The organism is Thauera sp., assembly GCF_035444905.1.
Lineage (GTDB): Bacteria > Pseudomonadota > Gammaproteobacteria > Burkholderiales > Rhodocyclaceae > Thauera.
Genome location: NZ_DAOMPS010000021.1, coordinates 59,140 through 70,189, shown reverse-complemented (window position 1 = coordinate 70,189; position 11,050 = coordinate 59,140). Strand labels below are relative to the sequence as shown.

General features: G+C 68.1%; 11 protein-coding genes. 7 read left to right on the top strand and 4 right to left on the bottom strand.

The genetic code is table 11. From position 1 onward, the window contains the following. Positions 1-96: 96 nt before the first annotated feature. The 3 genes from uraD to uraH are packed head-to-tail and all read right to left on the bottom strand — an operon-like array spanning position 97 to position 2,260. Entirely contained in the window at positions 97-639 is a 543-nt protein-coding gene (gene uraD, locus PLC66_RS11325) for a 2-oxo-4-hydroxy-4-carboxy-5-ureidoimidazoline decarboxylase (RefSeq protein ID WP_324540413.1), read from the bottom strand. A 36-nt stretch (positions 640-675) separates the two neighbouring features. Continuing rightward, entirely contained in the window at positions 676-1,869 is a 1,194-nt protein-coding gene (locus PLC66_RS11320) for a urate hydroxylase PuuD (RefSeq protein WP_324540411.1), read from the bottom strand. A 40-nt stretch (positions 1,870-1,909) separates the two neighbouring features. Then, positions 1,910-2,260: a hydroxyisourate hydrolase gene (gene uraH / locus PLC66_RS11315; protein WP_324540409.1), complete on the bottom strand. Its 351-nt coding sequence runs from the start codon at positions 2,258-2,260 to the stop codon at positions 1,910-1,912. Positions 2,261-2,453: 193 nt separating this feature from the next. Between uraH and PLC66_RS11310 the strand changes: the two genes are divergently transcribed. After that, the gene (locus PLC66_RS11310) at positions 2,454-3,401 is read left to right on the top strand and encodes a LysR family transcriptional regulator (protein WP_324540407.1); all 948 of its coding nucleotides are present in this window, start codon (positions 2,454-2,456) and stop codon (positions 3,399-3,401) included. 42 nt (positions 3,402-3,443) lie between these two features. Here PLC66_RS11310 and PLC66_RS11305 read toward each other — a convergent pair whose 3' ends face one another. Beyond that, entirely contained in the window at positions 3,444-4,334 is an 891-nt protein-coding gene (locus tag PLC66_RS11305; RefSeq protein ID WP_324540405.1) for a MurR/RpiR family transcriptional regulator, read from the bottom strand. 225 nt (positions 4,335-4,559) lie between these two features. Here PLC66_RS11305 and PLC66_RS11300 point away from each other — a divergent pair, with 225 nt between their 5' ends. The 6 genes from PLC66_RS11300 (at position 4,560) to PLC66_RS11275 (ending at position 11,032) form a co-directional block, all read left to right on the top strand. Beyond that, complete coding sequence (locus tag PLC66_RS11300; protein ID WP_324540403.1) at positions 4,560-5,093, top strand: TRAP transporter small permease; 534 nt, start codon at positions 4,560-4,562, stop codon at positions 5,091-5,093. Next, complete coding sequence (locus PLC66_RS11295; RefSeq protein WP_324540401.1) at positions 5,090-6,382, top strand: TRAP transporter large permease; 1,293 nt, start codon at positions 5,090-5,092, stop codon at positions 6,380-6,382. Before PLC66_RS11300 ends, PLC66_RS11295 begins: the two co-directional genes overlap by 4 nt. Before the next feature lie 127 nt (positions 6,383-6,509). Beyond that, a complete protein-coding gene (locus PLC66_RS11290) occupies positions 6,510-7,544 on the top strand; it encodes a TRAP transporter substrate-binding protein (RefSeq protein ID WP_324540399.1) in 1,035 nt (344 codons plus the stop codon). Positions 7,545-7,603: 59 nt separating this feature from the next. Further along, entirely contained in the window at positions 7,604-8,836 is a 1,233-nt protein-coding gene (locus PLC66_RS11285) for a diaminopropionate ammonia-lyase (RefSeq protein ID WP_324540397.1), read from the top strand. Further along, a complete protein-coding gene (locus tag PLC66_RS11280) occupies positions 8,833-10,089 on the top strand; it encodes a Zn-dependent hydrolase (protein ID WP_324540395.1) in 1,257 nt (418 codons plus the stop codon). The genes PLC66_RS11285 and PLC66_RS11280 overlap by 4 nt, the downstream gene beginning before the upstream one ends. Positions 10,090-10,093: 4 nt before the next feature. Further along, positions 10,094-11,032: an N-carbamoyl-D-amino-acid hydrolase gene (locus PLC66_RS11275; protein WP_324540393.1), complete on the top strand. Its 939-nt coding sequence runs from the start codon at positions 10,094-10,096 to the stop codon at positions 11,030-11,032. Positions 11,033-11,050 lie beyond the last annotated feature (18 nt).

Below are 11,050 nucleotides of genomic sequence, written 5' to 3'. Positions count from 1 at the left end.
GGCCAGTTGGCGTAGGGCGGGTTCTTGCCGTAGCCGACGAGGTCGCGCGGGTAGGGGGCGTTCGGGGTGTTCGGTTGCATGGTCGGCTCCGGGGGCTCAGGCGAACAAGGCATCGAGGCGGAAGCGGGCGATCTTGCCGATCTCGAGCAGGCAGCGCTTGAACTCGGTGGCACGGTCATTGGCGAGCCGGGCTTCCACGCTGTCCATGATCTGATGGCGGCTCAGGCCCTTCACCGCCACGACGAAGGGAAAGCCGAAGCGTTGGCGGTAGGCCTTGTTGAGGCTGCGCAGGCGATGCAGCTCCTCCTTGCTGCACTGATCGAGCCCCGCGCCGCGCTGCTCGCCGGTCGAGGCGGTGGTGAGGGTGCCTTCTTCGGCCTCCTTGCCGGCCAGTTCCGGGTGGGCGCAGATCAGCGCGAGCTGCTCGGCCTCGCTGGCTGCGTCGAGCACCGCGAGCAGGGCGGCGTGCAGTTCGACGACGCTGGCGAAGGGGCGTCGGCTCCAGGCGCGCTCGGCGATCCAGGGTGAGTGCTCGAAGATGCCTTCGAGGCGGGCGACGAAGTCGGCCTGGGGCAGGGCGGAAAGCGCCTGCACGGTGAGATGCGCGTGTGCGGTGGGGGTGTGGGTCGTGGCGTTCATGGTGTGGTCTCTTGCGATGCGTTCTCGGCGGCGTGCTCAGTCCTGCGTCCGGGCGCCCTGGGCGAACCAGATGGCGATGGTCTGGCGCTCCTCGTCGGTGATGCCGGTCAGGTTGCCCAGCGGCATGTAGCCACTGGCCACCGTCTGCGCACTCATGACCGCGTGCTGGGCGATCTGCTCGGCGTTTTCCAGCATCACGCCCTTGGGCGGCTGGGCGAAGCCGTCGAAGGTGGGCGCGGCGGCGTGGCAGCTCACGCAGCGCTGGTCCAGGATCTGCTTGACGGTGGCGAAGGAGACCTTGTCACCACTGGCGTCGACCGGCTTGGGCGCCATCAGCACGATCAGCAGCAGGATCAGCGCGCTGCCGGCGGCGGGCAGCCACCACTTGACCTGGCCGCGATGGCGCAGCACGAAGAACTGGCGGATCAGCACGCCGGCCATCATCAGCACACCGAGCACGAGCCAGCCATTGGCGTGGGCATAGGTCATCGGGTAGTGGTTGCTGATCATGATGAACAGCACCGGCAGGGTGAAGTAGGTGTTATGCACCGAGCGCTGCTTGCCGACGATGCCGGGCATGGTGTCGACCGGCTCACCCTTGCGGATCTGCTCGACCATCTTCTTCTGGCCGGGAATGATGTGGAAGAACACATTGGCCGCCATCATCGTGCCCAGCATGGCGCCGACGTGGATATAGGCGCCGCGGGCCGAGAACACCTGGTGCAGCACGTAGTTGGCGATCATCACGAAGACGAACACGATGGCCGCGAGCAGGGTGTCCTTGCCGATCATGTTGCGGCACAACAGGTCATAGAAGAGCCAGCCGACGACCAGGAAGGCGATCGAGATGGCGATGGCGGCCGCGGGCGACAGGGCCATGACGCTGCTGTCGATCAGGTAGCTCGAGGCGCCGATCCAGTAGATGAGGGCCATCATGCCCATGCCCGACAGCCAGGTGCTGTAGGCCTCCCACTTCGACCAGTGCAGGTCCTGGGTGAGGGGTTCGCCCTTGGGGCCGGTGAGGTATTTCTGGCTGTGGTAGAACCCGCCGCCATGCACGGCCCACAGTTCGCCGAACACGCCGCGCCTTGCGTCCTCGGGCTTTTTCGGGGCCTTCAGCGAGTTGTCCAGCATGACGAAGTAGAAGGAGGCACCGATCCAGGCGATGCCGGCGATCAGGTGCACCCAGCGGACCAGCAGGTTGGCCCAGTCGAGCAGGTAGGCTTCCATGACGATGTCTCTATGTCGGGGTTGGGGTGGAAGCGCGGGCTCAGCTGCCGCGGTAGGTGGAGTAGCTCCACGGCGATACCAGCAGCGGCACGTGGTAGTGCTGATCGGCGTTGGCGACGCCGAAGCGCAGCGCCACCTCATCGACGAACAGTGGCTCGGGCAGCTTCAGGCCCAGGGCGCGGAAGTAGTCGCCGGCGGCGAAGACGATCTCGTACTTGCCGGTCTCGAGCGCGGCGCCCTCGAGCAGTGGTGCATCGCAGCGGCCGTCATGGTTGGTGACGCTGCGCGCCACCTCGCGGCGCTCGCCGTCGAGGCGAAAGACGGTGACTGCGATGCCGGCGCCGGGCTTGCCGTTGGCGGTGTCGAGAACGTGGGTGGTGAGGCGTCCCATGGTGCTGTCTCCTGCGTATTGTGTTCGTGGTTTCTGTGCCTGGAGGGTCCGGATCGGCCCTGACTGTGAGGCGCAGTTTAAGCCGCTGATGTATTCAGTAATCGCATATGTCTTTATAAGTGATATATGCTCTCGCGTATCTGACTCGGCCGGCACAGGCCGGGCGTTCGCGACAGGAAACGAGGAGACGACGATGACCATCCGGCGCAGCGACGACCCGCTGGACACCTACCTGTTGCGTGTATTCGTGCTGCTCATCGGCGAGCGCAGCGTGTCGCGCACGGCGCTGAAGCTGAACCAGTCGCAGCCGGCGATCAGCGCGGCCCTGAAGCGCCTGCGCGAGATCCTCGGCGACCCGCTGCTGGTGCGCGAGAAGGGCGGCATGGTGCCCACCGAGCGCGCCCTGGCGCTGGTGTCGCACGCCAAAGGGGCGCTGGCCGAGATCGATCGCATGGTCGACGGGCCGGAGAGCTTCGAGCCGGTGAGCACCCGCCATGAGTTTCGCATCGGCTCGCCCGATTACCTGGCCCCGGTGTTCGTCGCCGGCGTGGCCGAGCGCTTCCGCCGCGAGGCGCCCAATGCGCGCCTGACCCTGCATTCGCTCGGGCCCAACTTCGATTTCGAGCGCTCGCTGGCCGAGGGCGATCTCGACGTGGTGATCGGCAACTGGCCCGAGCCGCCGCATCGCATGCACCTGTCGATGCTGCTCGAGGACGAGATCGTGTGCCTGGTCGCCGCCACCCATCCCTTCGCGCGCAAGGGCATGAGCGCGGACGATTACGCCCGCGCGGTGCATGTGGTGCCGATGCCGTACTCGATCAGCCAGCGCGGCGTCATCGACAGCGTGCTGGCCTCGATGCGCATCCACCGCGAGGAGCGTGTCGTGGTGCAGTCCTTCACCGCCGCGCCCTATCTGCTGCAGGGCACCGACCTGGTGTTCACCACCACCCGCCACTTCGCCCGCTTCTATGCCGACCTGCTGGCGCTGGCGATCGTGCCTTCGCCGATCGCCTTTCCGCCGATGCGCTTCTACCAGCTCTGGCACGAGCGCAACCACCAGTCGCCTGGCCATCGCTGGCTGCGCCGGCTGTTGAGCGATTGCGGGCGGCGCATCGTCACCGCGCCGACCCAGGCTGGGTGAGGGCGCGTACGGCCTGACCCGACCTGCCGGCGCGGGCGGCGCTCACACCAGGTCGCCCAGTTCCTCGTGCAGTTGCTCGATGCCGCGCAGGCGCGCCCGGCCTTGCGCGCCGAGCTGCAGCGCGAGCTGGCTGGCGAGGAAGTTGATCAGGCTCACCGCCGCGACGTAGCTGTCGAAAATCGACGCGCCCCGGCAGTGGCAGGGGATCACCCAGTCCACGCGAGCCGCCATCGCCGCCCCGCTGGGGTCGGTGAGCATCACGATGCGCACGCCATTGGCACGTGCGAGTTCCAGTGCAGACAGGAAGGCCGGCACCCGGCGCCGGAACCCCACGGCCAGCAGCACATCCTGCGGGCCGAGGCCGAACAGGCCTTCGGCCAGCGTCTCGCCGTGCATCGGCGCCAGCTCGACGCCGGCGCGCAGCAGGCCGAGCTGGCCGCGTGCATAGGTGGCGAGCAACGCACTGTTGCGGTGCCCGATCACCAGGACCCGGCGTGCCTCACGCAAGGCCGCGACGATCTCGTCGAACGCTGTCTGCCCCAGCCCCTCCAGCGTCTTGCGCAGGATGTCCAGGTCCGCCGCCATGTGTGCCTCGATGGCCGAACGCGCACTGGCGGGGGGGTCGGCGGCATTCATGTAGACCGGCGAGCCCCATTGCTGGGCATTGCGCGCATCGGTGCGCGCCTGGGCGAAGCTCTGGTAGCCGAGGCGCTGGACCAGCCGCGTCACCGCGGCCTTGGAGGCGCCCGAAAGGCGCGCCAGCTCGGTGGCGGAATGGGTGGCGAGATGGGAGGGAAAGTCCAGCAGCAGGTCGGCCACCAGGCGCTCGCTGTTGGGCAGGCCCTCGTAGCTGCCGCGGATGCGTCGCTCGAGCGAGCCTGGGCCGGCGTTGTGGCGTTTGCGGGTCTTTCCGGGCGTTGAGGCAGCGCTCATCGGACGCTCTTCCGAGTGTATTGGCACGTTGCTTGCGTTGAAGCGAACCATAGCTGAAAAAAACGTTTTACTGATTGTTTTTCTGAAACAGGTGATCCAGTATGGTGCATACAACAGCAACGACTGCCCTTCCGCGCACCACTTGCGGGAGCGAGCAGCGGCAGAGGCGGCGCGATGCCTGCGAGGGTGGACGCCAGCCAGCGACCGGTGTGGAGGAGACCCTGCATGCATGACCCTGGTGAATACGAGGGCGTGGCGCGCGTGCTCGACGGCATGAGCCGCAAGCTGGCGCGCGCCGTCGACCTGATCTGCGTGGCGCTGCTGATCGTGCTGGTGCTCGACGTGTGGCTCGGCGTGCTGGTGCGCTACGTGTGGCCGCTGCCGATCACCTTCATGGAAGAGGCGGCGCGCTACCTGATGATCTGGGTCGCGCTGCTCGCCGTGTCGGCTGGCATCTCGCGGCGTGAGCACATCGGCGTGCAGATGCTGTTCGCCTACCTCCCATCCTGGCTGCGGCGCGGCCTGCTTGCGGTGGTGGATCTGCTCGGCATCGCCTTCTTCTCGATGCTGGTGTTCTACGGTCTCGGCATGGTCGAGCGCGGCGAGCGCATCACGACGATGATCTACGGCATGTCCAAGGCCTTGCCCTTCGCCGCGGTGCCGGTGTCGGCCGCGCTGGCGGTGGTGCAGCTCACGCTGGTGGCTCTGCGCGACCAGTTGCGCCTGGCGCGCTCGCCCCAGGTGGTGGTGTGCCCATGATCACCGTCGCCCTCACCTTCGTCGTGCTGATGGTCCTCGGCATGCCCATCGGCTACGTGCTCGGCATCACCGGCATGGTCGGCATGTGGAGCATCGATTCCAGCGGCCGCTTCCTGACCATGGCGCCGGATCGCTTCTTCGCCGGTCTCGATCTGTTCACCTTCCTCGCCATGCCGTTCTTCATCCTCGCCGGCGAGATCATGAACCGCTCGGGCATCACCGACCGCCTGATCGCGCTCGCCGATGCTCTCGTCGGCTACCTGCGCGGCGGCATGGCGCATTCCAACATGGTGGCCTCGGTGATGTTCGCCGGCCTGTCGGGGGCCGCGACGGCCGATGCCGCAGCCTTCGGCAACACCCTGGTGCCGGCGATGGTCAAGAACGGCTATACCCGGCCCTTCGCCTGCGCGGTCACCGCAGCGGGCTCGATCATTGGGCCGACCATCCCGCCGTCGAACCTGATGGTGATCTACGGTTCGCTGATGGGCGTCTCGGTGGCCGGCCTGTTCGCCGCCGGCATCCTGCCCGGATTGCTGATCTGCCTGGTTTGCATGGCGGTGATCGCCGCGCTCGGACGTCGCCTCAACCTGCCCAAGAGCGCGCACCGTCCCAGCCTGTGGCGCATCGTTGCTGCCTTCAAGGACGGCTTCGCGGCGCTGCTGATGCCGGTGATGATCCTCGGCGCCATCCTCGGCGGCATCACCACGCCGACCGAGGCGGCCTCGATCGCGGTGCTCTACGCGCTGGTGATGGGCGTTTTCGTGTACCGCAAGGTGGGCTGGGGCGATCTCGTCGACATGCTGGTGCGCACCGCCCGCATCACCGGCGTGGTGTTCCTGATCATCGCCTCGGCCTCGATCGTGGGCTGGTGGATGACCTTCAACCAGATCCCGCAGGCGATCGCGGCCGCCTTCCTCGCGGTGTCGTCCGAGCCGGCCGTGATCATCGCGCTGATCCTGGCGCTGCTGCTCGCGATCGGCATGTTCATGGACATCAACGCGCTGCTGATCATCCTCGCCCCGGTGCTGGCGCCGCTGACGGTGACCATCGGCATGGACCCGATCCACGCCGGCATCATGATCGTGCTGGCGCTCAACATCTCGCTGATGACGCCACCGGTGGGGGCCTGCCTGTTCGTGCTGGCTTCCGTGACCGGCGAGAAGATCGAACGCATCGCGCACTCGCTGTGGCCCTTCCTGCTCGCCGAGATCGCGGTGCTGTTCGCGGTGGCGTACTGGCCGAGCCTGACGCTGGCCGTACCACGGTTGCTCGGACTGACGAGCAATTGAGCCCCCATGGAGCCCTCATGCACCCGCCCGCCCCGATGTCGTCTCCTCCTGTCCCTTCCCCTGCCGTGGTGCTGCGCCGCGGTGTGCTCCTGCTTCACCCCTTCACCCTAGCCCTGGAGTAAGCACGATGATCTCGCTGAAGAAACTTGCCGTCACCGCCCTCGCGGCAACCGCCATGCTCGCGTCGCCCGCCTTCGCGCAGAAGACCATCCGGCTGGCCCACCTCAACCCCGACAGCCCCTTCGACAGCCATTCCGGCGCGATGGCGGCGGTGTTCAAGAGCCTGGTCGAGACCGGCACCAATGGCAGCGTCAAGGTGCAGCTCTTCCCCAACGGCCAGCTCGGCAAGGACGACGAGGTGATCCAGCAGGTGCGCGACGGCCTGGTGCAATCGGTCATCTCGTCGGCGGGCGGCATTTCCGCCCACTACAAGATGGTCGGCGTGTTCGACATGCCGTTCGCCTTCCCGAACATCGGCGTGGTGCACAAGGTCATGGACCTCGGCAGCCCCTTCGGCCAGAAGTTTGCCGCCGACCTGTCAGCCAAGACCGGGCTCAAGGTGCTCGGCCTGCTCGACTCGGGCGGCTTCTTCGCCATCAGCAACTCGAAGCGGCCGATCCAGACTGCGGCCGACCTCGGTGGCCTGCGCATCCGCACGATGACGCTGCCCACCCACGAGGCCACGGTGAAGTCGCTCGGCGGCCAGCCCACCCCGCTGCCCTGGGCCGAGGTGTACACCGCGCTGCAGACCGGCGTGGCCGATGGCCAGATGAACCCGATCCCGATCATCGCCTTTGCCAAGTTCGACGAGGTGCAGAAGTTCCTGTCCATCACCAATCACGTCATCACGCCCTATGTGTGGACGATGAACCAGGCCTTCTACGACAGCCTCACGGCGGACGAGCGCGCGGTGGTCGATTCGGCCGCGGCGGTGGCAGTGGACGCCGGGCGCGGCATCTCGCGCATCATCGAGGCCTCGGCCGACAAGGGCCTGCCCAAACTCGGCCAGCGCATGCAGGTGAATGCGATTCCGGAGGCCGAGCTGCAGAAGTTCGCCGCCGTCGCACAGCCCGCCGTGCGTGCGGTGATCGAGCAGCAGCTGGGCGCCGAGGGCATCGACATGCTCGACGCCATGCTCGCCAACATCGAGCAGGTCAAGTAAGGCATAACGACAACAACCATGCGTCTGCGCGCCCTCGCGGGCGTGCAGACGGAGGACGAATGGCAATGACACACATCCTGCGTGCCGAGGGCATCGCAAGCTATCCCAACCCGCTCGCGGTCTCCGCGAGCACGCCCTACGGCGAGGCGCGCGCGGCGATCCTCAGTCGCGAGGGTTTCGACGCCGCCGAGCGCGAGATCTCCCAGTGGCCGGGCTATGCGCCCACACCGCTGCATGCGCTGCCGGCGCTGGCGTCGCGCCTTGGCCTCGGCGCGCTCTGGTACAAGGACGAGAGCACCCGCTTCGGGCTCAAGAGCTTCAAGGCCCTGGGCGGCGCCTATGCGGTGTTCCGCCTGATCCAGAAGGCGATCGCCGTCGCCCATGGCGGCCATCTGGCGACGCCGGCGGAAATCCTCTCCGGCAAGTATCGCGACATCGTCTCCGCGCTTACCGTCACCTGCGCCACCGACGGCAATCATGGCCGTTCGGTGGCCTGGGGCGCGCAGCTGTTCGGTTGCCGCTGCGTGATCTACATCCATGCCACGGTCAGCGAGGGGCGTCGCGCGGCGATCGCACACTACGGCGCCGAGGTGATCCGCGTGCCCGGCAACTACGACGACTCCGTCCGCCATGCCGCGGCCGAGGCCGAGCGCCACGGCTGGACGGTGGTCTCGGACACCACCTACGAGGGCTACCGCGACATCCCGATCGACGTCATGCACGGCTACGGCGTGATGGCCCGCGAGATCGTGCGCCAGCTCGGCGATGAGCTGCCCACCCACGTCATCGTGCAGGCCGGCGTCGGCGCGCTTGCGGCCTCGGTGTGCGCGGCCTTCTGGCTGGCCTGGGGCGAGCGGCGGCCGCTGTTCATCATTGCCGAACCCGAGCAGGCCGACTGCTACTTCCAGAGCGGCCAGGTGGGCCGGCCGGTGGCGGTGCATGGCGAGCTCGACACCGTGATGGCGGGGCTGGCCTGCGGCGAGGTGTCGCCGGTGGCGTGGGAGATCCTGTGCGGCGGCGCCAATCATTACGCCACCGTCGCCGATCGCTTCGCGCTCGAGGCGATGCGGGTGTTCGCCTTCCCGCAGGGCGGTGATCCGCCGATCGTGTCCGGCGAGACCGGTGGCACCGGGCTCGGCCTGCTGCTGGCGGCGGCGGCCGAGCCCGACGTCAGGCAGGCGCTCGGCCTCGATGCCGAGGCGCGCGTGCTATTGATCGGCAGTGAGGGCGACACCGACCCGGCGATCTACCGCGACGTGGTGGGCAAGTCGGCGCAGGAGGTGCTGGCATGACCGGCACCGACCGCGTGCTGGCCGTGGAGCCCGATGGCGCGCGCCTGTTGGCGCGCCTGGCCGCGCTGGCCGAGATCGGCCGCAGCGAGACGGGTGCGTGCTGCCGGCTGGCGCTCACCGACGACGACCGCCGCGGCCGCGACCTTGTCGTCGGCTGGATGCGCGAGCTCGGCCTGCAGGTGTCGATCGACCCGATCGGCAACGTGTTCGGCCTGCGCCGCGGGCGTCGGGCCGATCTGGCGCCGGTGATGACCGGCTCGCACATCGACACCGTGCGCACCGGAGGCGCCTACGATGGCAACTACGGGGTGCTCGCCGGGCTCGAGGTCGTCGCCACGCTCAATGACGCCGGCGTCAGCACCGAGCGGCCCCTGGTGGTGGCTTTCTTCACCAACGAGGAGGGCGCGCGCTTTGCGCCCGACATGCTCGGCTCGCTGGTGTACGTGGGCGGGCTGGCGCTGGACGAGGCGCTTGCCACGCGGGCGATCGACGGCGCCGTGCTGGGCGAGGAGCTGGCCCGCATCGGCTACGCCGGTGCGGCGCCGCTGGGTGGCATCCGCCCTGCCGCCTTCGTCGAGCTGCACGTGGAGCAGGGGCCGGTACTCGATCTCGAGGGGCTGACCATCGGCGCGGTGGAGAACCTGCAGGGCATCTCCTGGCAGCAGGTCGACATCGTCGGCCAGTCCAACCACGCCGGTACCACGCCGATGCGCATGCGCCACGATGCCGGCTACGCCGCGGCCGCGGTGGCGCACTTCGTGCGCGCGCTCACACGCGAGATGGGTGGCGACCAGGTCGGCACCGTGGGCAAGGTCGATCTGACGCCCAATCTGATCAACGTCATCGCCGCGCGCGCGACGCTGACGGTCGATCTGCGCAACACCGACGAAGCGCTGCTGCAGCAGGCCGAGACCCGCCTGGCGGCCTTTCTCGACGAGCTGGCGGCGACCGAGGGGGTGAGCATCAGCACGCAGCGCCTGGCGCGCTTCGAGCCGGTGCGCTTCGACGCCGGCATCGCGGCCCGCATCGCCGCCCACGCCGAGTCGCTCGGTTACACCCACCGCCGCATGAGCTCGGGCGCCGGTCACGACGCCCAGATGCTGGCGCGCATCTGCCCGACGGCGATGATCTTCGTCCCCAGCGTCGGCGGCATCAGCCACAACCCGGCCGAACACACGGAAGCCGCCGATCTCGTCGCCGGCACGCGCGTGCTGCTCGCGACCCTGCTCGAACTCGCCAACGAGGGAGCCTGAACCCATGTCCCGCATCGTCACCGTCGGCGCCGCCCAGCTCGGCCCCATCGCCCGCAACGACACCCGCAGCCAGGTCGTGGCGCGCCTGATCGCGCTGCTCACCGAGGCCAGGCAGCATGGCTGCGACCTGGTGGTGTTTCCCGAGCTTGCGCTGACCACCTTCTTCCCGCGCTGGTACTTCGAGGACCAGGCCGAGATCGACGCCTTCTTCGAGCGCGAGATGCCGGGGCCGGAGACGCGCCCCCTGTTCGAGGCGGCGCGCGAGCTGGGCATCGGCTTCTACCTCGGCTATGCCGAGCTGGCCGAGGAGGAGGGGCGCACGCGCCATTTCAACACCTCGATCCTGGTCGACAAGACCGGCACGATCGTCGGCAAGTACCGCAAGATCCACCTCCCGGGCCATGCCGAGCACGAGCCCTGGCGCCAGTTCCAGCACCTGGAAAAGCGCTACTTCGAGACCGGCAACCTGGGTTTTCCGGTGTTCCGCGCCTTTGGCGGCATCATCGGCATGGCGATCTGCAACGACCGCCGCTGGCCCGAGACCTACCGCGTGATGGGGCTGCAGGGGGTGGAGATGGTGCTGATCGGTTACAACACCCCGGTGCACAATCCGCCCGCGCCCGAGCACGACAACCTGTCGCACTTCCACAACCAGCTGGTGATGCAGTCCGGCGCCTACCAGAACGGCAGCTGGGTGGTGGGGGTGGGCAAGGCGGGCAACGAGGAAGGCGTGATGCAGATCGGCAACTCGATCATCGTCGCGCCCTCGGGCGAGATCGTCGGCGCCTGCTCGACGCTGGGCGACGAACTGGCGGTGGCGCGTTGCGACCTCGATCTGACGCAGTCGTACAAGAGCACCACCTTCAACTTTGCCCGCCACCGCGAACCGCAGGCCTACGGCCTCATCGTGGAACGCAAGGGCGCGGTGCTGCCGCCGGAGTGATGCGAAAAGGCCTTGGTG

Bases quoted from the DNA above. Each gene is read 5' to 3' on its own strand.
- uraD (WP_324540413.1), bottom strand. From the start codon at position 639: ATGAACGCCACGACCCACACCCCCACCGCACACGCGCATCTCACCGTG.
- PLC66_RS11320 (WP_324540411.1), bottom strand. From the start codon at position 1,869: ATGGAAGCCTACCTGCTCGACTGGGCCAACCTGCTGGTCCGCTGGGTG.
- uraH (WP_324540409.1), bottom strand. From the start codon at position 2,260: ATGGGACGCCTCACCACCCACGTTCTCGACACCGCCAACGGCAAGCCC.
- PLC66_RS11310 (WP_324540407.1), top strand. From the start codon at position 2,454: ATGACCATCCGGCGCAGCGACGACCCGCTGGACACCTACCTGTTGCGT.
- PLC66_RS11305 (WP_324540405.1), bottom strand. From the start codon at position 4,334: ATGAGCGCTGCCTCAACGCCCGGAAAGACCCGCAAACGCCACAACGCC.
- PLC66_RS11300 (WP_324540403.1), top strand. From the start codon at position 4,560: ATGCATGACCCTGGTGAATACGAGGGCGTGGCGCGCGTGCTCGACGGC.
- PLC66_RS11295 (WP_324540401.1), top strand. From the start codon at position 5,090: ATGATCACCGTCGCCCTCACCTTCGTCGTGCTGATGGTCCTCGGCATG.
- PLC66_RS11290 (WP_324540399.1), top strand. From the start codon at position 6,510: ATGATCTCGCTGAAGAAACTTGCCGTCACCGCCCTCGCGGCAACCGCC.
- PLC66_RS11285 (WP_324540397.1), top strand. From the start codon at position 7,604: ATGGCAATGACACACATCCTGCGTGCCGAGGGCATCGCAAGCTATCCC.
- PLC66_RS11280 (WP_324540395.1), top strand. From the start codon at position 8,833: ATGACCGGCACCGACCGCGTGCTGGCCGTGGAGCCCGATGGCGCGCGC.
- PLC66_RS11275 (WP_324540393.1), top strand. From the start codon at position 10,094: ATGTCCCGCATCGTCACCGTCGGCGCCGCCCAGCTCGGCCCCATCGCC.